Source organism: Aliiglaciecola sp. 2_MG-2023 (assembly GCF_030548145.1).
GTDB lineage: Bacteria > Pseudomonadota > Gammaproteobacteria > Enterobacterales > Alteromonadaceae > Aliiglaciecola > Aliiglaciecola lipolytica_A.
This window is the reverse complement of record NZ_JAUORY010000002.1, coordinates 304,064-325,308: the sequence shown is the minus strand read 5'-3', so window position 1 is coordinate 325,308 and position 21,245 is coordinate 304,064. Positions and strand designations below refer to the sequence as shown.

Here is a 21,245-nt window from a genome sequence, read left to right as displayed (position 1 = left end):
TTATTTTTGCATAAGGTGAGTAAAGTTCTGAGTTAACAAAGGAGCTATATATTCAGCTGCCAATGGCCGTGAGAATAAATAGCCTTGCAACAATAAATGTTTACTATCCTTTAATATTTCTATTTGCCGAGCATCTTCGATACCTTCGGCGATCACACCGAGATTCAAGCTTTGAGCAAGGGCTAAAATAGCTTCCACAATCGCCACATCATCAGGTGCAGAGTCCAAATCACACATAAATGAGCGATCAATTTTTAATATATCAATAGGGAATTTTTTCAAGTAACTCAACGACGAGTAACCCGTTCCAAAATCATCGACGGCTAACGTTACCCCTAAGGTTTTTAATTCAATCAAGCGTGCAATATTTTCTTCGGCATCACTCATAATCACCGATTCAGTTAACTCCAATTCGAGTAACTCTGCTGGTAATCCACTGTTACGCAGGGCCTCAGCTACGATTTCGGTAAAATTATGTTGTCTAAATTGATGACCTGAGACATTCACCGCCACTCTGACAGGCGTATTGTTGTTCATCCAGATTTTGGCTTGCTGGCAACTTTGCTCTAATACAAGCTGTCCCAAAACATTAATTAAACCGGTCTCTTCGGCAATAGCGATAAATTCATCTGGCGGAATCATTCCTCCATTTGCTGGCAACCACCTTACGAGCGCTTCAACTCCCAGTATGTGTCCCGTTTGCGCACAAACTTGTGGTTGGTAAAAAGGTATGATTTCACCGGCGTTGAGTGCTTGACGTAGATCTTGCTCGAGTTGTAATCGAGCGGCAGCTTTAGCATTCATTGAGTCACGGTAAAACTTATAACAACAGCGGCCTGCCTGTTTGGCAGAGTACATCGCTGTGTCTGCATTTTTAAGTAAGGTCTCGGCGTCTTCTCCATCATTAGGGAACATCGAAATACCAATACTGGGTGTAATTACCACTTCAAACTGTTCTAGTTGAAACGGCTTACTGAAGCTACGAATAACTCTTTCAGCAACTAAGGTGGCCTCATTCGCATCGTTTAGCCCATTTAAAAAAATAGTAAATTCATCCCCACCAAAACTGGAAAGTTGTGGTTGATTTAAAGAGAGACTCTGCCCAACGCGGGCAAAAACGTCACTATCCCGTAAATTAGTCTGAAGGCGATGAGCCACTTTGCGCAGTAATTTGTCGCCATTACTGTGCCCCATGGTGTCGTTTATCCGCTTGAACCGATCAAGATCGATAAATAACATTGCGGCTTGATGTTGTTTACGCTGAGCTAAAGCAAGAAAACGTTGCAAATCTTGCATTAAGTATTGGCGATTAGGCAAGCCAGTCAAAGTGTCATAGAAAGCCAGTTGATGGAGTTCTTTTTGCTGCGTAACTAAATCTGCAAAGGCTTGACTCGCACGGAGGATGTACTTAACTCTTTCACCCAAAATTGGCCATCTAATGGGTTTGGCAATAAAGTCAGTTGCCCCTACCGCATATGAGCGGTGAATAGACTCCAAATCATCTGAACCTGTTACCATAATGATAGGAACATGCTCGCCGCTTTTTAAACTGCGGATCCTTTCGCATACTTCAAATCCATTCATTTCTGGCATAGAAACATCTAGCAAAATCAGTGAAGGAGAGTGCTTCTCAAACTGCTCCAAAGCGCGTTTCCCATTTTCGGCTTCAAGCACTTCAATGGTTTCACTGCTAAGTGTTTCTTTCATTAAAATTCGCGCGGTGAGATCATCGTCACTCACTAGAATTTTAATTTTTGATTCAACTGACATTTCTGAATGTCTCCAACTGCTCGCAACTTTGTAAAAAAGTAGCTTGTATACTGTGTGCTAAAGTATCGATTCCTTCCGATTGTTGCTGTTTTGACATGCTCTCTAAGGTTTGACATATTTGATACAATGCCTTAGCGCCAGAGTTTCCTGACATCGATTTTAAGGCATGTGCAATTTCTGCAACCTCATGCAAATCCATGTCTGGACTATTCACTTGTGTAAACAGCTGTGTGATTAATTTTTCAGCTTCTTGGGTAAATGCATCCAACACTTTTACAAACACTGGATTTCCGGTATCTCGACTAATTTTCAATAACGTATCCACCGTTGCCATATCGATTAACTCCGATTCTGGCTCTTCATCGCTGGCTACGCTATTCCCACTATGAGGGGCATTTAGACTATCGTGCTCACTGTCTGGTGAATCATTGACCTGAGGTTGTTTTACAGAGCCTAAAAAGCGCGTCAAAGTATGTTCAAGTTCTCGCAATGAAAAGGGCTTAGTCATAACATCATTCATGCCTGCCCCTAAACATTGTTGGCGTAAATCATCTCCCATACCAGCAGTTAGTGCAATAATTGGAATCTCCGGCCAGTTTTTCCTGATCTCCATGGTGGCCTTGTAGCCATCCATAATAGGCATTTGGCAATCCATCAACACTAAATCAGGTTGACGTAGATTTATTTGTTCAACCGCTTCTGCGCCATTATCTGCCAACCATGTTTCACAACCAAGCATGCCTAACATGCTTTTCGCTACCTCTTGATTGGTTAAACTATCTTCTGCTACCAAGATATTCGCATTAAACTTCTGATGATTAGGGTAGTCGTTATTGCTGTGCTGACGATCTGCACTTTTAAGACCTATGGCTTTATGTAAACTTGCCTGTAGTTCACTCAAATGAATAGGTAGCGGCAAAATATTGCGTTTATCGTTTTCTTGCCACTGTGAGGAGGGCAACAAGCATATCCATTTTTGCAATGGGATTTGCGCTTCTTGTATTGCCCCCTCATATTCACTAAGGCTGATCCATAAACCATCCTTTGCAGAGGCTAATTGTCCGTTAACTCGTTGCACATGTAAGGTTTTAACACCTAATTTGCTCAACATATTAGTAACTGCCAGTCCTAAACCACCGTTAAGATTCACCAAATGTACAGTGGGAAAACGAGTCTCTGGCGTATTCTCGATAACCTGGTTGTGGGTTAATGGCAAATCAACTTCGAGGCTGAATGTACTGCCTTGCCCTAGTGTAGATTGCACATCAATGTTACCGCCCATTAACGTGGTAAGCTGACGACAAATCGCTAGGCCTAATCCTGTCCCGCCGTATTTTCGGGTGGTAGAGGCATCTGCTTGGGTAAACATTTCAAAGACTTTCTGTTGTCGATCAGGTGCCATACCTATACCAGTATCTTGAATGCTTATTTCAAAACCACTGTAATTATTGGGCGCTTCCGAAGAATCTGCATGGGAGGTATAACAAGGAACACGCCTAATACTGACATTCACTTCGCCTTGCTCTGTAAACTTAATCGCGTTACTGGTTAAGTTTGCAATGATTTGTCGTAATCTAGCTGGGTCGGCGTAAACTTCAGGGAGAGGATCTGGAGATAGAATAGCGTTTACGTACAAGCCTTTGTTATAGGCCGACTCACTAAACAAATCACACACCTCTTCAACCAAAGCCTCAAGATCAACTGGCACTGACTCCAGAGTCGCTTTACCGGCTTCAAGCTTGGAAAAATCTAAAATATTGTTGAGTAAATCGAGAAGCAACCGCCCCGAACGATACACCAATTGGGCAAAATGCTGTTGTTTAGGTTTAAGATCAGAGCTTAACAATACTTCTGTCATGCCCAGTACACCATTCATTGGAGTGCGAATTTCGTGACTCATGATAGCTAAGAAATCACTTTTCTCTTTACTGGCTTGTTCTGCTAACTTTCTGGCTTTTTCTGTTTCTTGCATACTGGTTTCAAGTTGCGCATTGGCATGTCGTAACTCTTTGGTACGTTCTTCAACCTTCTCTTCTAGGTCAATCAGTTGCTGGATCTCGGCCAAACGTTTAAGTCGGTAGCGCCACATAGTATTTAGCACAATTAGAATCACAATGAGCGCATACAAGCTGTAAGCCCACATTGTTTTCCAAGGTGGAGGGAGCACATTTATCGGCAATACAATACCTTCTGTATTCCACAATCCTTGGTTATTACTCGCCTGCACTTTAAGTGTGTAGTTTCCAGCCGGTAAATTGGTGAATGTTGCAATGCGTCGATTTTCTAGTTCAATCCAATCGGAATCAAGTCCGTCTAATTTATATCGATACTCGTTGAGCCCCGGCGCATTGTAGTCAAGGGCTGCAAATTCAAATGAAATAAAATAATCTTTGTAGTCTAATTCTAGCTGCTGTAACTGCTGATAAGGCACATCAAACCAAACTTGTTCATTCAATTTTTTGATTCTAACCACCACCACAGGAGGTACCACTGAACTGTCTTTTATCTGGTCGGGATGAAAACGAATAAAGCCAGTGATACCACCAAAATACATAAACCCGTTACTATCTTTAAAGCCCGCACCATAGTTAAATTCGCTTTCTTTTAATCCTTGAGAACTATCAAAATGTCTTGTTTTACCTGATTCGACATTTAACCGAGTTAACCCTGCAGTACTACTTAACCAAAGGTTGCCATTGTTATCATCTAAAACTGCATAAATATGACTGCTTGGAAGACCACTAAAACTGTCATAGTGTGTAAAGTTATTGTTGTTTGCTTGCATATCTTCAGGCAGCCATTTATTTAACCCGCCCCCCTGAGTGCCAACCCACAATTGTGCTTTTGAATCTTGATAAAAGGTCCATGCCGTCGCAGCGGACAAACTATTAATATCCTCAGGAATATGCTCAATACGTTGAAATTTACTGTCAGCCAAATCAAGTAAATTGATACCGGACACAGTGCCAACAGCGATAGTGCCATCAAGCAATTGATAAATAGCCAAAACCCGATCACTATTTATGCTTTCTGGGTCATTTTCATCATGCCGATAATGCACAAATTGATCGCTTCCCGCAGGCAAATAATTTAAGCCACCACCAAAGGTTCCTACCCAAATATTGCCCGCATTATCGGCTAAAACGCTGGTGACACCATTGAAACTTAGGCTATCAGGATTTGCGGGATCATGGGAAAAGAACTCTATTTGATTGTTATCGACATTGAGTCTCCCCAACCCCGACCCCCGAGTCCCGAACCACAATATATTATTTTCACCAAGAACCGCTGTAACTCTTGCGTCCCGTAACGCTGGTTGAGTTTCTTTATTGATGATTTGAATTACTTCTCCGTTCGCATCTAGCTGTGTCAACCCACTATAACTGGCTATCCAAATTGACGATACACCATCACTTGCATGGGTTTCAGCAAATCCTAAAACAACGTTATTCGCTAATCCTTTCGCTATATGCTCAAAGGGTACTTCAATGGTTTTGGTAATACCGTTAAAGGTACCCAGCCAAATTAACCCAGTAGAATCTTGCTGAATTGACAAGATGATATTATCGGTCACCCCATCTTCGGTTGTAAAAGTGTCAAAACCATCTTTGCCATCCCAAAGCGCAACGCCAGCATCGGTGCCAATCCAGATACGTTGACGGTGGTCCTGAAAAATCGCATAAGCAAGATTGGAAGGTAAACTATGTTTTAGATTTTCATGATGTTGCCAATTAGAGAACTTTAATTTTTTAGGATCGGCAACTATCACACCAGCGTCTTGGCTGGCTATCCACAACCTTTGTTGGGCATCAACAAATAGTTGCTTTAACGAGTTACTAAAAAATGTTGAATTTGGCCCCGAAAATAATCGCTCTACGGTTTGCTTTTGCTTGTGGAATTTAATTAAACCATTTCCATTGGTGGCAAGCCAAATGTACTCTTCATCTTCAACAATGGATGTAATAGAGGCATCTTTTTCAAGCTCAGGTAGAAGCTCTCGGGTATTAAAATGCTCAAAAATCATGTCATCAGGATTAAAACGGCTAAAATTACCATTTCGATAACCAATCCAAATAAAATTTTGGGAGTCTAAGAATAACGTTTGAAGTCTATTTGATGTGGGTGCAGAAGCAGAATTATCGGCTTCTGTCCAAGCTGTAAACGTTTGTTTGGCAGCGTTGAACAAGTTAAGCCCACCACCGTCAGTGGCTATCCACAAACGCTTTTGGTGATCTTCAATAATTGCAAAGGCGTTATCCGAACTAAGAGATGTATCATTTCGAGGATCATGAACGAAACGTAACAATTGATACCCATCGTAACGACTGACGCCTACTTGGGTAACTATCCACATATAGCCAGTACTATCGTGGTATATCTGTCGTACACTTTTTTGAGCTAGCTGCTTAGTTAAATCGTCTGAGGAGAAATTGAAATTAGGAGCATCTGCGGCAACTGCACTGCTACTTAATAACAGAAAAAACAAATAACCCAATATTCCTCTTTTCAACATACTTCTTCACTGCTCATCGTTTTTAAATTAGATTAACCTAATGAAATACGTATGCCAATGAATTGCTGTAAATAGCCTAAAAAGCGCGCGTTTAACCTAGTATTCAAGCCTAACGCAAGGTTATAAAAAGCCACTTTAAGCATACTGATTAAAAATGAAATGAATAAACAAAATATTACATGGATAAAAAACAACTCAGCCCCTGCAAAGATAAACTCTGAGGGGCTGAAGGTATTGAGTAAATAGGATTATTCTTGCAACAAAAAGTTTTCTTGGTTCACGTATGCTTCTTCCCAAATGAAAGCCTCTTCCCAAATGAAAGCTTCTTCCCAGATGAACGCTTCTTCCCAAATGAAAGCCTCTTCCCAGATGAAAGCTTCTTCCCAAATGAAAGCCTCTTCCCAGATGAAAGCTTCTTCCCAAATGAAGGCTTCTTCCCAAATGAAAGCTTCTTCCCAAACCTCAAATTCAAAACCTTCGATGTAATAGTTGCCATTTTCATCTTTACGAGCAGCGCCCATATAGTGTTGTTCACCACTTAGATCAGCAGCTATGTCCAGGCCATTGTTAGCGCATCCCATAGCAGTCGATTCAACCGCTTTAACAGCATTTACACTACCTGAACCTTGTTGGAAGGGGCTGTAAGCAAGTTGCCCATTTGATAACTGCGCCATGGTAGTACTGCTCATTAAGCGGCACTTCACATCGTTAGCACTTAAACTCGGATCGTTTTGCAGCATTAACGCCACTATCCCACTTACCACACCGGACGCTTGTGACGTACCAGACATAATAAAGCGATCATTTCCAACCATATATTGCGGAAATTTATTAGGCACATACATATCTTCATTAGCTAAGCTAAATATATGTCCACCTGGCGCAACCAAATCGGGCTTAACAAAAGCTTCGTGCGTTGGACCTTGAGATGAGAATGAAAGTAACTCATCATCATGAGGATTATCTTGCGTGTAGTTGTCAGTTATTGCGCCAACACTAATAACATAAGGAACATTGGCAGGCACACCGATAGTCATTGCCGCCGGTCCAGTGTTACCAGCAGAGGTTACCACTACAATGTCTTCTTCCCATAATTTCATGATCGCTTGATTGATTGGATCCGCCCAGTAATTCGAACGTGGCGGCGCACCAAAGGATAAATTCACAACTCGAATATTAAGTTCTTCGTGATTATCAGCAATATATTGAATCGCTCTAAGTGCATCTAAATAAGTACTATGGCCATCTTCATAGAACGCTTTAATCACCACTAGGTTTGCGTCTGGAGCAACCCCTTGATAATAACTGCGCATCTGTCCATCAACGACTGCATGGTCGCTGTTGGCGATGATCCCAGAAATATGTGTTCCATGACTATTTTCATCCGTCATATCTTCTGGTTGTAATTCCTGATTTTCAATTGCATCAAAAGCAGCTGTAATTCTAGGATTATCGTAGGTGTCATTTTTTAGCGCTTTGTGACTCGCCCATACACCACTATCGATAACCGCAACGGTAATGTCTTTACCGGTAATACCATTGTCATGTAACTCATCAGCACCAATGGTGTTTACATAGTAGCTGTTGCTATCGCCTTCATTGGCTTGAGTGTCGTATCCTTTCACTAGGTCACGACTACAATTTTGGGTAAACGAAACGTCCATTGAAAAGTCGTTTTGTTGATAATTTTCTGTACCATTACGGGAGAAAGTTAATTCAACTTTTGCATCATCAAAGGCGTTCATTTTTGCGTAACGACTTAACCAAGAAGAATCTAGGGTTAACTCTCCGTTTTGGCGGCCAAACAAGCTCCAAAACACAGTTGTACCATTGAATTTAACCGATTTGATGTTGCCCAAACTTGTAGGCCAAGTGAAACTCATTTCGTCGACATTAGTATTCATGTCACGGGCATTATATAAGTTCCAGCTCACCTTATTTTTTTCTAGGTCAACAACATGACTTCCATACACTAGGCAATTATCAAGGGCACCAGCAGTAAAAAGAGGTTGATTTTCAGTAATTGTAATCAGAGCAGGTAGACTTTTAAGCAGCTCCAATTGCAAATCAGAAACTCGTACACCAATTCCTCCGACCAACGGCAATTCGTGGGTAACCAATCCACCAACTAAATTAACTAAATCGTTGAGTACCGCAATATCACCGCCTTGGATTAAAATTTCATTATCCATTGCTAAGATGCTATTAACCACTGGAAGCTCTGGCAATCCCAAAGATGTTGTCAATTCTGAGACATCTGTAATTGCTGTGACTTTTTCAAGATTAAGCCCCAAAAGGCCGCTGCTTGCCGCGCTTGCATTTAGAGTAGAAAAGCTCAACAACCCACTTATGAGAACTGCAATCTTATTTCTATTGTTTAGTTTCATGTTATTTGTCTCTAGTATTTTTGACCGTACATGGAATGTCGTTAAACATAAAATACAGGTTTCCTATTTATCCATCAGATATAGCAACCCTCATGCCAATAGTTACCCCCGCGGTTTTATTAGCCTTTAGTCTAATATGAAAATAATGAATGCAATCAAACAGAAAAATATGAGTGCAAAAAATGAAATGACAGCTCAATATTTACATTCATTTTTTTCAATATCATACGTTGGAAAATTTAATATCAAGTTAAAAGGGCAAATAAAGATTAGAAAATATGATTTGGCCTAAGCAAACCTAGAATATTGTTAAGTTAACCTGTAATTTAAAGAAATAGGTACGACGAATGCCGAGAATCGTAATCTAAGATAGTGTTATTTGTTGGAATTAAATAGGTCATTAATGAGCATTGATAAATGAACGCTAATAGTAAAAGATATCCATGAAGACACTTTACGGTCTAATTTTATTATCCTTGTTTATTCCCACCAACGGAATCGCCGCTGCAGATTTAATGTCATTGGAGTGCCAAATCGTTCCGCAAAAAAACCTTGAAATATGCTCCCTTTCCACCCAAGCAGAGCATTTCCCAGTGAATGACTTGATTTTGTACAAACGAGAAAAGGGCCATCTGCCTGTGCTTATTGAGGTTATTAAAGGAGATGTTGCTATAAGTTGGTTTTGGGGATTTTCGACACAAGGAAAGTACTCAGTAATGAGTTTCGCCGAAGAAGGACATCCTTATTTTGTCGTTTTCGAGACCGAAGCTTTTTTGCAAACTGAGCAACGGCCAACTGCGATCGCCGTTGTCTCAGATTACTTTTTAGAAAGCTTAATTGAATTGCAAGATGATGGTACTGCCGTGTTTGCATACTCTGGTAGCAGACAAACCGCTAGTGATGGCGGTGAATGTGTGGATGCTCAATACGATAATCAATCTTTGAACGAAAATTGCTTTGTGACCATTAATATTTTAGATAAAAGTCATGATGCGGTTAATTAAAATAAGAATATAGACACCCCAGATATAGTGACTAGTTTTAAGTTTACTAGCTAAGTTGCCTGCCCATTTGCAAGCCACTTGTGCAACACTGCCCAATACTTTAAGCAATAGCACGTAAAGGTTGGGCTGTATTTGCAATCAATATAAAGGTATTAACGCAGCACGATCATAGGTACATCACCTCGTTCAAGCATTTTCATCGTATTACTGCCAACAAAAAACTGCCGAAGCTTAGAGTGCCCAAATGCGCCCATAACAATGAGTTCAATATTATGGGATTTTTTGTACTCCATAAGCGACTCAAAAATATCTCCCTCAAGGTAAGAGGCAGTCACTTGAAAGCCTTTTTGTTGCAATCGTTGCTGAGCAGATTCGAATTTATCCTGTAGATTTTTTTCGTTATTTTTTACCGAAACCAAATGACAATGAAGCCCGTGCAATAACCCACCATCAATTACCCGTTGCAATGCTTTGTCAGCAGTTTCTCTGCCATCATAAGCAATCATAAACGAAGTTGGTGGGTTGAAAGTATCTGGAATTAACAAAACAGGATGCACTGCTTTGCGCAGTAGGGTCTCAATATTCGATCCTAGTGCGTTAAAGCTATTATCATGTCCTTTGCCATTGCGGCCAATAACAATGAGTCTGGTTTTGTCTTCGATGTCGTTTATCGAATCTACAACTTCACCATGTCTTTGTAATGATTCAACCTCAGCAACACCAGAAGTTTGTGCATGTTGAACTACATCGTCAAGCAACTCACGGCCTAACTGCAGAGCTACTTTGGCACGTTGTTCATCTAACTTTGTCATTTCTTCAAGCAAAGCTGAACGCGCACCTAGGCCAATGGCACCAGTATAATCATCAGCGCCATGCTGCTGTTCTTTTTCCAAAGCATGTAAAAACAGAATGGGTTTGTTGAGTTTCTTTGATGCCCAGACAGCAGCCGCTGTCACGGCTGGGGTGATTGCAGAACCATCTACACAAGTCACTATTTTCGTCATCATTATCTCCTTAATGTCCGCCAAACAGCTTTTCGACTTCTTTAGGATCATTGTGAACCCCAAATTTATCAACCACTGTTTCCGTTGCTTCATTCATTCCCACAAGATTAACAGTCGCTCCTTCGCGCCGGAATTTAATTACCACTTTATCCAAGGATGACACCGCAGTGATATCCCAAAAATGTGCATGGCTAAGATCAATCACAACGGTTTCGACAGCTTCTTTAAAATCAAATTCGTTGACAAATTGTTCTGCTGATGCAAAAAACACCTGACCGATTATCTCGTAAGTTCGCACTTTTTCAACTTCGTTATAGTGGGACTTGACAGCCATAAAACGGCCGATTTTATTGGAGAAGAACAAGGTTGCTAACAGCACACCAATAAATACCCCAATAGCTAAATTGTGGGTAGCAACAACAACAATAACAGTGCTCACCATAACGATATTTGAAGACATGGGATGTTTTCGTAAATCAGTGATAGATGACCAAGAAAAGGTTCCTATTGATACCATGATCATAACTGCCACCAGCGCAGCCATTGGAATTTGGCCAACCCAGTCGTCAAGAAATACCACCATAATGATTAAAAACAGACCCGCAATAAAGGTAGACAACCTGCCGCGGCCACCTGATTTCACATTGATAATTGACTGGCCTATCATGGCGCAACCAGCCATACCACCAAATAAACCAGCACCAATATTCGCCATGCCCTGCCCTTTGCATTCTTTATTCTTGTCACTGGTTGTATCGGTTAGATCATCAACTATTGTTGCCGTCATCAAAGACTCAAGTAAGCCAACCACGGCCAACCCAAGGGAGTAAGGTAAAATAATTTCAAGGGTAGTTAAATTAAGCGGAACTTCCGGCCACAGAAATATCGGTAACGTATCGGGTAGTTCGCCCATATCACCCACAGTTCGAATGTCTAAACCTAACGCTATCGAAACAATAGTAAGGGTGACGATACACACCAACGGTGACGGAACAACTTTACCAATAGTAGGAACATAAGGTAATAGATAGATAATGCCTAAACCGGCCGCTGTCATAGCATAAACATGCCAAGTTACATTGGTCAATTCAGGTAATTGCGCCATGAAAATTAGAATAGCTAATGCATTAACAAAACCGGTTACCACCGAGCGGGAAACAAAGCGCATTAGACTGCCAAGTTTGAGGAAACCAAAAATAATTTGCAGCACACCGGTAAATAAAGTGGCGGCCAGCAAGTATTCCAACCCATGCTCCTTTACCAAGGTTACCATGAGCAGTGCCATTGCTCCGGTAGCAGCGGAAATCATTCCTGGTCGGCCACCCACAAATGCAATAATGACGGCGATACAAAACGAAGCGTAGAGACCCACTTTAGGATCCACTCCGGCAATAATTGAAAAAGCAATCGCTTCCGGTATCAAGGCTAATGCCACAACAATACCAGCAAGCACATCACCACGAATATTAGAGAACCACTCTCTTTTCATGTTTTCGAGCATGTAAATAACCTAAAATTTGACCTTCCCTTGTAACGTAAGGAAAGTAACAGTTTTCAAAACAAATAAGTCCGCGAGCAATGTGGGACATTTGCACAACAAGAATCAACGAGATGATAGAGGGAGGACAGCCTAGGGCGGCGTGAGTTTCAAGTTCGAGTTCCTTAATAGTTGTTAACGACTAGATGCGAACAATATAACTTTAGTAATTTTGATACAAGTACAACCAGTTGAAATCACCTAAAAACACCGGTCATAATCCTAATTCTGCATGGTACGCTCGAATTAACTATTGTTTAAACTACTTTAAATGGCGCTAATTAAAAACTCAAATAGTGAGATTTCTTGTGCCAAAAAGATTGCCCTAGCGCAACTAAAAACACTTCAAGTTAATAAGCCAGAATAACCCCAGCTAAAACTATTAAAATATTAAAATATTATGACTTCATGTAGGATTTTTTCGGACAAACAGGATATAAGCAGAGGTCAAAAATATAAGTAAAAATGTGGAAGGCTCGTTTACCTGTGTAATTTGCTGCTCGATTAACGCTAAATTTGAATAAGTAACAAGGTGGGACATACTGATTTCTTCTCCGGGTTGCAAAGTAATACCCAATGCATAGGAAAATGTGCCATCACCGAATGCCTGCTGGCTGCCTCCAATATCAGTGCCCGTTGCACTTGCGCTGCCAGTAAAACTCATATGGCCGGTATTTGTTATGTCCGTTTCCCGTATTAATGACATAATCGCATTATCGCCGCTTTCAGTTTGATTATTTATATACGGACTAGTGTCGGCAAAAACGATATCTAACGCATTACTAGAGGTGAAAAACATATCTAGCATTGCGAAGGCTTCTGCGACACTACTTTCTCCGTCCGCTATTGCAAACATCCCCATTTCAAATTCGCCTTCAATTGAAAATGTCAATGCTGTGGTATTTTGATTGGAAAGAGTATAGGTTCTCTGAAAAGACGCTTCAGTGTTAGCTTGAGTATCAAAAAGTTCTGAGCTAATGGTTGCCTGGGCCTGCCCATTCCCCCATATTCCATATTCAGAAACATCACTATTACCATCAGGAACTAACTCATATTCAACGATTTGATATAGCTGTGTATTATTCATGCCGAAAGCACCTTCGGTACCAGCATTACGTGTGCTACTGCCAACGCTTGTGAAACTCGAAGGGTTGTCAGGAGCGTCACCTGCAATCACCACATCAAAGTCATCAAATTCAACACTATCTGCCGCTTGTAGCTCGGTATTCACTGAGTAAGAATAAATCGGGCCATCGCTATTAATCTCTAATCCAATAGGCAACTGACCTCCGCCTGCAATGATGAAGTCATGGTAAAATGACAGACCACTATTAGCATTTATGGGGACAGCCATGCCTGTTCCTAACCAGGTTGTTGCCATAATACCTATAAAAATTGAATTAAGCGTTTTCATGGTCGCTCCTTTTTACGCATTTAAAAGCCAAATTAAGCCACTATCCTAGTTATCAAAGTATAAATACTTGCACGTGGCTAAAACTGAGTACTGACACCTGTTTTTTGTGAACCAACCACCTAAATTTTGCAAAATCCTGCAATTTGGCGAAATTTAACTTAAATTAGAATATATAGTTGAGGCTCAGCGGAGCAGGTAATTAGAATGTTTTTAGAGCGAGAAGCCGCTATTGATAAGATATCAAACAGTATCTCTCAAATAGCTCAATCGGGAAAAATATTGCTGCTAAGTGGTGAAGCCGGTATCGGTAAAACCACCTTGTTGGAGCACGTCCGTTCCCATGCAGATAGCACAGTAGACATTTATTGGTCAGGTTGCGATCCCTTATTTACGCCTCGCCCATATGCTCCAATATACGATTTTGCCCAGTTGCTATCGCCTACCTTGCTCACGCAATTGGAAAATGGTGCCGTACCTAACTTAATTTATTCCAGCTTTTTTCAGGCAATTAGCCAATTGGGAAAACCAACTATTTTGGTAATAGAAGATGTTCATTGGGCCGACCATGCCAGCTTAGACCTAATCAAATATATCGTAAGACGTATCTCATTTTTGCCCTGTTTACTGTGTCTAAGTTATCGAGTCGATGAAGTGACGCAAAATCATCCTTTGAGTTCAGTACTTTCATTAGTGCCTTCTGCACATACAGTGCGCGTTCATCTCGAACAATTAAGCCAAGACGCGGTGGCAAAATTAAGTAAAGACAGTGGCTATGATCCAGATGCCTTACACAAGATCACCGGTGGAAACCCATTTTTTATTGCAGAATTGTTAGCTAATAACGGTTATAACAATCACACAATTCCCGCGTCAATTAGAGAGGCGGTGAGCAGCAGAGTACAATTATTAGGCCGTAATGAACGAGAACTTTTGCAGGTTTTGAGTCTTATTCCATATAGTATTCCAGCCGTTTTGATTGGCAAATTATTTGATGAAAACGGTGAATCGTTCGCAATGGCCTGTGTTGCAAGAAAATTATTGGTATGTGATCAGCAAAGTATATTTCGGTTTAAGCATGAACTAGTTCGGTTAGCCATATTGGAAAATCAATCACCGCCGCAAATCAAACTAACTCATAAGCGTATAATTGAGTGTTTAGAAACACTGTCTTTAGGCACTAATTTAGCTTGGTTGGTGCATCATGCTGAGGGGGCTTTAGATGCCGAAAGAGTGCTTAAATACGCACCTAATGCAGCGACTAAAGCAGCTGAACTAGGAGCCCATAAGGAAGCCGCATCGTTTTACAGCAAAGCCCTAAGTTTTGTTGAATATGCTGAACCTGAACTTGCTGCAAGCCTGCATGAAAACTGGGCATATGAAGTAAGCTTAACAACCCACATGCAACAAACTGTAATCGACGCACGACGCCACGCCATTAGCCTATGGAGAGCCCTAGACAGACAAGATAAAGTAGGTGAAAACTTACGTTCGCTGTCACGTCTTTATTGGTATCAAGGCCATGCAGAAAAAGCCGAGCAATACGCTAACCAGGCGATTAAAACATTTGAGTCGATACCAGCCTCTAGCGAACTGGCCATGGCCTACTCTTTACGCTCACAATTGGATATGCTCAACGACCGAACGGACGACGCCATACACTGGGGAAATAAAGCCCTTGAACTGGCAGAGCAGTTTTCAAATCCTACGGTGAAAGCACATGCGCTAAATAATATTGGGACGGCTTTATTGATGCATGGCGATGCCACGGGCGAAGATAAACTAAGACAAAGTCTAGCTATTTCAGAACAACATGGTTTCCACGAGGATGTGGCAAGGGTTTACACAAACTTTTCAGACTATTGTATTCGATTTAAGAAACTTGACTTAGCTGAAACTATGACTCAAAAAGGCATTCAATACGATATCGCTCATGATCTAGATTCGTGGACTTATTATTTAGTAGGTTTACAAGCCCAACTGCGTCAGGAACAAGGAAGATTAATAGATGCACAAACCATTGCTGCCGGCGTGCAATCGATTCAAAACCAAACCCTATTAATGAAACTGCCGGCGTTAATTGTTCTCGCACGAGTCAACTTACGTCTGGGAGTTGCGAATAGCCATGAGTTGCTTAATCAAGCCTTAAAAGACGCCCAATCAACCAATGAAAACCAATACATCATTCCAGCTAGGTTAGGACTTATTGAATACCAATGGTTAAACGCGGACAACACAACTTGTATAGAAGAAGCTAAAAAGCATATAGATTGGTTAAATGAATTGCCGCCTGGTGTATTGAACCAATGGCAGTCAGGCGAATTATTTTTTTGGTCTAAACTTTTACAATATGAAATACCAAATGTTCGGCAAGATAGCATATCAAAACCTTATCAACTTCAATTAGCAGGTAACGACGAAGCGGCTTATTCTGCATGGCAGACCCTTGGAATGCCTTTCAACGCTGCGATTTGTCTACTGTCAATTCAGGGGCAGCGTCGGCAATCTTCATTCGTGAACGCATGGCAACTATTCGAAAAGATGCAGGCCAAAGCCCTACAACAAAAAGTGAGAAATATTGCCGCATCAGAAGGGTTTGCCGATATTCTTCCAAAACTTCGCCGCGGTCCTTATTCTAAAACACGAAAACACCCAATTGGACTCACCAATAAAGAACAACAAGTTTTGAAGCTGTTAGTCACAGGCGCAAGTAACCTTGAGATAGCGAATACGCTTTCTCGATCATATCGCACAATAGAAAATCACGTGTCTTCGATTTTAAGTAAACTGAATGTGGAAAACCGAGTTGAAGCTATGCTCAGAGTGCAAAACGAACCTTGGTTAGCAGAATAAAGCAACACCATCATATATTGATATGAACAGGTTAAACGTATTTATCAATCTGCCTATGCTGAGAGGCGAAAAATTTTGTAGCTGCCGATACTGAGAATCGGCAGCACAAATACCACCACAAAAACCCAAGTAAGAGTGCCGTAGCCACGACCAATTAAACTAACCAGCCCAACTGAGGAAGCTAAATAAATTGATAACACTAAAACAATAGCAGCAATTGCAGGACGCAAAAGTTTGGGCATTATGCGTTGTTTTTCCTCATACACTTCAGCGATTCGTTCATTCATGCCGTGGATAAACGCAGTGCCTGTTTCGATAAAGGTTCCGAATAACACTACGTAAAAAATGGCTTTTAGCCAAGGCATGTTCAATTGCTGCATCATCAAGTCAGATGGCACCTTTGCTTCTGTTATTTGTGCAGAATTTGCCACCATAGCGACAAAGAAAAATAATGCTGGCAACATTGCTAAAGGGCCAGCCAAGGCGCCTGCCAGAAATGAATCTTTGCGATCAGCCATATGGCGAACACAAAACAAAATTAGTGGTAAGGCTGCAATATTGTAACCAACGTATTGGATTGAACTGATAAACCAACTATCTTTAATTTCCCCATAAAATAGTTGTTCATTTAAATTTCCACCATATTTACGCAAGTACAAATAAACAAATATTCCGTACACTAGGTATAAAAGAAACGACCATCCGGCTAATACCTTTTCAATCAGCTTAGTTCCCCAGGCGACTAATACGCAAATCGAGACCATTAACAACACAGTGCCAAGGGTACTGGATATATTCAAATGTTCAGAAACCACTTCCCCCGCAGCAGAACCAATCACCGCCAAGACTAAAATGCCTAGGGCAAAATATGCCAACTCATAGACAATCCAACCTTTACCCAATAGCTTTTTGAAAAAACCTCTGTATGTATAACTTTGGGTTAATCGAGCAAATTCAAAACTCAGCATACTAATTAAGCTAAAAGCAGCAGTTGCCACTAAAATCCCTAAAAATCCGCCTAACGGACCCGAACTAAGAAAAAACTGGACTAATTCTCGGCCTGTCGCATAGCCCCCTCCAATCAAAACTGACTGTAGAATAAAACCGGGCAATAAAATCCGTTGGAAAAAGCTTGTTGGCATAGTTATCTCTTATTTAGCTGTAGCGAACTAAGTTGATCTTTTTGCGATTAATTCAGACAAAAGTAGTTTACTGTTTCAGTCGTTGATAACTGGAAAATAAACGCTGCCAGATGGGTCCAGGTTTGCCTTCTCCCACCTTCTCACCTTCAATATAAGTAATCGGCTTTAACTCTTCATAAGAATTACTCACCCAAACCTCATCGGCTTGTTTGACCTCTGTGACTGTGGGAGAAACTTGGCGTACTTCGATACCTTGTTTTTCAGCAATTTCAATAATCAGTTTGCGGGTCACACCGGCCAATATGTTATCCACCGGCGGTGTAAAAATAATATCGTCTTTAGCAATAAATAAATTGCTGCTCGGAGCCTCAACTACATGCGTATCTCTAACTAGCAATGCCTCACTATTGGGCACACCATTTTGCGCCAGTTGTAGATAGGACATCACGTTCCCCATCAAGCTAATGGACTTTATAGAGCAGCGCTGCCAGCGCAAATCCTCTTGAAAATAGGCATCACAGCCTTGATATGTTTTGTCGAAAGGGGGTGTAAATGGGGTACTAAACATCAGTACTGTCGGTTTTGCTTCTACTGGGAATCGATGCTTGCGAACCGCTTCAACGCCACGGGTTATTTGCACATAAAGCATTTGCGAGGGCTGATTACTCGGTAACAACGGTTGCGCAATATCCTTTAACTCCTGCACACTATAGCCCAGTGGAATGTCTACGGCCTCTAGTCCTTCAAGCAAACGTTGCCAGTGTTGTTCACCGCCTAAAGGTTTACCGTTATAGACAGGCACCACCTCATAAATCCCATCTCCAAATAGAAAGCCGCGATCTAAAGGAGAAATGCTGACTTGGCTCAAAGGTATGTATTGGCCATTAAAATATGCAGCGCTATCGGAGTTGTTCGTTTTATCATTAGCCATATAAGAAAAAGCCCACAAAGTTCTTCAGTATAAAATCCAGAAATATACTGTACTGTAAATTCGGCATATGTGTAGCCTTTTTCTGAGGGCTAAGTGTTATGACTAAACAATCAAAAAAACCACTGCAGAGCACATTTATAAACTCTCTTTCCATGGCGAAATTAAGCGAATCTAGGGGTTGCCAATTGGTTAACTCAATTTTGGCTGGATTAGCGATGTTGAGATCTAATTTGCAGCAGTAAACCAACAGGTAAATCGGTTTATCAAAAATAACCATTTATTCATCTTTATACGCATAAACGTAGAAAGCAATCCGCGAAATCAGATTGCTTTACAAGACTCTCTTAACTCTAAAGAACACGGAATTAGAATTTTGTGGGAAAGATTACTCTCGTTAGCAATGTTATTAAGCAGTAATTGAGTTGCTTCCATACCTATGGTGTAGGGTTCTTGCTTAACCACTGTAATTGGTACTTTAAAGAATTCGGCCATTGGGATTTCATCAAAACCAAGCAATGAAACATCGTCCGGGACAGATATATTGGCTTGATTTAAGTCTCTTAACAATTCGATAGTGATAGGTAAATGTTGCGTGAAAAATGCAGTTGGAGCCGCAGATTTAATGATTTCCGTTGGCTCTACTTGAAAACCTGATTCACGTTGCCAGAATTGCACTAAACTATCTTCTACTGGAATACCATGCTTAGTAAGTGCGTCTGCATATCCTTGATAGCGTTCCGTTCTGGAGATAACATTTTTAAAGTCTTGGGTGACAAAACAAATTTTCTTGTGGCCAAGCTGTATTAAGTATTCAGTGGCATCAAACGCCGCTTTTTTGTAGTCAGATAAAACGATGTTTTGTTCACTTCCATCATTTTCAATTTGAAAGTGCACTATCGGCATACCTTTACCAATGTAATCCGTAACGAGCTGATTATTGTTACCTGATGACGCAATAATAATTCCATCAACACGCAGTTGATACAGCGCCTCAATAGACTTTGCTTCAATCTCAGGGTCAAAATCAGTGTTATAAATTAGTGCGTTGTAGCCGTTCGCTTTACAGTAATCATCTACCCCTCGGATAACCCGACTGGTATAAAAGCCCGTTATATCTCTGACCACCACTCCAATTGTTTTAGTCTTGGTCGCCTTAAGGTTTCTCGCGATGGGATTGGGAACATAATCCAATTCAGCAATTGCTGCGCGAATTCGTTCTTGGGTTTCTTTCGACATGTAGTCAAATCGCCCATTTAGGTATTGTGAAGCTGTGCTTTTTGATACTCCTGCAAAACGAGCTACATCAATTAATTTCACTTTTGCCATCTATGTATCGCTATTGTTAATTTTATTATGGGAAAGTTGACATACTGCAATACTATGCTAAATTATTCAACTAAACCGGTTTAGTAACTTTATCTGCAAAGAGAGAATATCAGTTGAAAATTAAAGAAATCAAAGTATTTGTTTGTAACCCTGGCAGAAATTTTGTCACGGTGAAGATCACTACTGATGCAGGCATATACGGTGTAGGTGATGCTACACTCAACGGTCGCGAAATGGCGGTTGTCAGCTATTTGGAAGAACATGTAGCCCCTTGCCTTATCGGTCGCAATGCCCATGATATCGAAGACATATGGCAATATTTGTATAAAGGCGTTTACTGGCGTAAAGGCGCAGTTAATATGGCCGCTATAGCCGCTATTGATATGGCCTTATGGGACATCAAAGGGAAGGCTGCAGGCTTGCCGGTTTATCAGTTACTAGGCGGTAAGAGCAGACAAGCAGTAACGCTTTATGCCCATGCTAGTGGTGAAGACATCGAAGACACTTTGAATAAAACGGAAGACCTTATCAATCAAGGTTTTAAAGCAATTCGATTGCAGTCTGCTGTGCCCGGTTTGAATGTCACTTACGGCGTACTTGGAGACAAAAAAGATTACTTCGAATTACAAGGTAATCGTCCGTTACCGCCAGAAGAGACCTGGTCGACGCAAAAATATTTTAACATGATCGTTGAGTTGTTTCAGAAGGCCAGAGAACGATTTGGCAATGACATCCAACTATTACACGACGTGCATAGCCGCTTAACCCCAATAGAATCAGCAAAACTGGGTAAATTACTTGAACCCTATAACCTAATGTTCTTAGAAGACGCTTCTATTGCTGAGAATCAAGACAGTTATAAAGTAATTCGACAGCACACCACTACCCCACTCGCGATTGGTGAAACTTACAATACTATTTGGGATTGTAAGGATTTGATTCAAAACCAACTGATTGATTACCTTAGAGCGGCCGCAACTCACGCTGGCGGAATTACAGCATTAAGACGTATGGCAGATTTTGCCAGCATATATAACGTTAAAACTGCTCCACATGGCGCTCCTGATTTGTCACCAATTTGTTTTGCTGCGCATATGCATTTAAATATATGGGCTCCTAACTTTGGCATTCAAGAATTTGTTGGTTTTGGTAACGAGCAGTCCAAACAAATTTTCAAACATCAAATTAAAGTAGAGCAAGGCATGGCATACGTCAGTGACGCCCCTGGTCTAGGGATTGAGTTTGATGAAACAGAAGCAAGTAAATATCCCTATAAACGTTCTTATCTGCCTGTCAGTCGACTAGAAGATGGAACCGTTTGGAATTGGTAATCCAGTTCTACTTTTTTGAATTTAAGCTTTGTTAAG

The 21,245-nt window shown here is 41.0% G+C and carries 12 protein-coding genes; 3 read left to right on the top strand and 9 right to left on the bottom strand.

The features are described from left to right. From Q4567_RS03365 to Q4567_RS03355, 3 genes are all read right to left on the bottom strand, one after another. Positions 1-1,770, bottom strand: a complete 1,770-nt coding sequence (locus Q4567_RS03365; RefSeq protein ID WP_303499356.1) for an EAL domain-containing protein — start codon at positions 1,768-1,770, stop codon at positions 1-3. Next, positions 1,760-6,256 (bottom strand): hybrid sensor histidine kinase/response regulator, encoded by a 4,497-nt coding sequence (locus tag Q4567_RS03360; protein WP_303499355.1) that lies wholly within the window; start codon positions 6,254-6,256, stop codon positions 1,760-1,762. Before Q4567_RS03360 ends, Q4567_RS03365 begins: the two co-directional genes overlap by 11 nt. Before the next feature lie 275 nt (positions 6,257-6,531). Next, positions 6,532-8,670: a S8 family peptidase gene (locus Q4567_RS03355; protein WP_216049580.1), complete on the bottom strand. Its 2,139-nt coding sequence runs from the start codon at positions 8,668-8,670 to the stop codon at positions 6,532-6,534. Positions 8,671-9,113: 443 nt separating this feature from the next. Here Q4567_RS03355 and Q4567_RS03350 point away from each other — a divergent pair, with 443 nt between their 5' ends. Beyond that, the gene (locus Q4567_RS03350; protein WP_216049579.1) at positions 9,114-9,674 is read left to right on the top strand and encodes a hypothetical protein; all 561 of its coding nucleotides are present in this window, start codon (positions 9,114-9,116) and stop codon (positions 9,672-9,674) included. A gap of 152 nt (positions 9,675-9,826) precedes the next feature. Here the strand turns inward: Q4567_RS03350 and Q4567_RS03345 are convergent, their stop codons facing one another. From Q4567_RS03345 to Q4567_RS03335, 3 genes are all read right to left on the bottom strand, one after another. Continuing rightward, positions 9,827-10,678: a universal stress protein gene (locus Q4567_RS03345; protein ID WP_303499354.1), complete on the bottom strand. Its 852-nt coding sequence runs from the start codon at positions 10,676-10,678 to the stop codon at positions 9,827-9,829. A gap of 10 nt (positions 10,679-10,688) precedes the next feature. Continuing rightward, positions 10,689-12,179, bottom strand: coding sequence for a SulP family inorganic anion transporter (locus Q4567_RS03340; protein ID WP_216049577.1), 1,491 nt, complete (start codon positions 12,177-12,179; stop codon positions 10,689-10,691). A gap of 442 nt (positions 12,180-12,621) precedes the next feature. Further along, complete coding sequence (locus Q4567_RS03335; RefSeq protein ID WP_303499353.1) at positions 12,622-13,629, bottom strand: hypothetical protein; 1,008 nt, start codon at positions 13,627-13,629, stop codon at positions 12,622-12,624. A 204-nt stretch (positions 13,630-13,833) separates the two neighbouring features. Between Q4567_RS03335 and Q4567_RS03330 the strand changes: the two genes are divergently transcribed. Further along, positions 13,834-16,479 carry an AAA family ATPase gene (locus Q4567_RS03330; RefSeq protein ID WP_303499352.1) on the top strand — a complete coding sequence of 882 codons (2,646 nt, stop codon included), beginning with the start codon at positions 13,834-13,836 and terminating at the stop codon, positions 16,477-16,479. A gap of 53 nt (positions 16,480-16,532) precedes the next feature. On the opposite strand, the gene Q4567_RS03325 is transcribed toward Q4567_RS03330, so the two are convergent. The 3 genes from Q4567_RS03325 to Q4567_RS03315 form a co-directional block, all read right to left on the bottom strand. Then, on the bottom strand, positions 16,533-17,621 hold the full coding sequence (locus Q4567_RS03325) for a hypothetical protein (protein ID WP_303499351.1): 1,089 nt from the start codon (positions 17,619-17,621) through the stop codon (positions 16,533-16,535). Between the two features lie 67 nt (positions 17,622-17,688). Then, the gene (locus Q4567_RS03320; RefSeq protein WP_303499349.1) at positions 17,689-18,552 is read right to left on the bottom strand and encodes an aminotransferase class IV; all 864 of its coding nucleotides are present in this window, start codon (positions 18,550-18,552) and stop codon (positions 17,689-17,691) included. A 321-nt stretch (positions 18,553-18,873) separates the two neighbouring features. Continuing rightward, positions 18,874-19,878 carry a LacI family DNA-binding transcriptional regulator gene (locus tag Q4567_RS03315; protein WP_216049572.1) on the bottom strand — a complete coding sequence of 335 codons (1,005 nt, stop codon included), beginning with the start codon at positions 19,876-19,878 and terminating at the stop codon, positions 18,874-18,876. A 113-nt stretch (positions 19,879-19,991) separates the two neighbouring features. Between Q4567_RS03315 and manD the strand changes: the two genes are divergently transcribed. Then, a complete protein-coding gene (gene manD / locus Q4567_RS03310) occupies positions 19,992-21,209 on the top strand; it encodes a D-mannonate dehydratase ManD (protein WP_216049571.1) in 1,218 nt (405 codons plus the stop codon). The last annotated feature ends 36 nt before the right edge of the window (positions 21,210-21,245 follow it).

Coding starts and splice junctions, on each gene's coding strand:
- Q4567_RS03365 (WP_303499356.1), bottom strand. CDS start 1,770: ATGTCAGTTGAATCAAAAATTAAAATTCTAGTGAGTGACGATGATCTC.
- Q4567_RS03355 (WP_216049580.1), bottom strand. CDS start 8,670: ATGAAACTAAACAATAGAAATAAGATTGCAGTTCTCATAAGTGGGTTG.
- Q4567_RS03350 (WP_216049579.1), top strand. CDS start 9,114: ATGAAGACACTTTACGGTCTAATTTTATTATCCTTGTTTATTCCCACC.
- Q4567_RS03345 (WP_303499354.1), bottom strand. CDS start 10,678: ATGACGAAAATAGTGACTTGTGTAGATGGTTCTGCAATCACCCCAGCC.
- Q4567_RS03340 (WP_216049577.1), bottom strand. CDS start 12,179: ATGCTCGAAAACATGAAAAGAGAGTGGTTCTCTAATATTCGTGGTGAT.
- Q4567_RS03335 (WP_303499353.1), bottom strand. CDS start 13,629: ATGAAAACGCTTAATTCAATTTTTATAGGTATTATGGCAACAACCTGG.
- Q4567_RS03330 (WP_303499352.1), top strand. CDS start 13,834: ATGTTTTTAGAGCGAGAAGCCGCTATTGATAAGATATCAAACAGTATC.
- Q4567_RS03325 (WP_303499351.1), bottom strand. CDS start 17,621: ATGCCAACAAGCTTTTTCCAACGGATTTTATTGCCCGGTTTTATTCTA.
- Q4567_RS03320 (WP_303499349.1), bottom strand. CDS start 18,552: ATGGCTAATGATAAAACGAACAACTCCGATAGCGCTGCATATTTTAAT.
- Q4567_RS03315 (WP_216049572.1), bottom strand. CDS start 19,878: ATGGCAAAAGTGAAATTAATTGATGTAGCTCGTTTTGCAGGAGTATCA.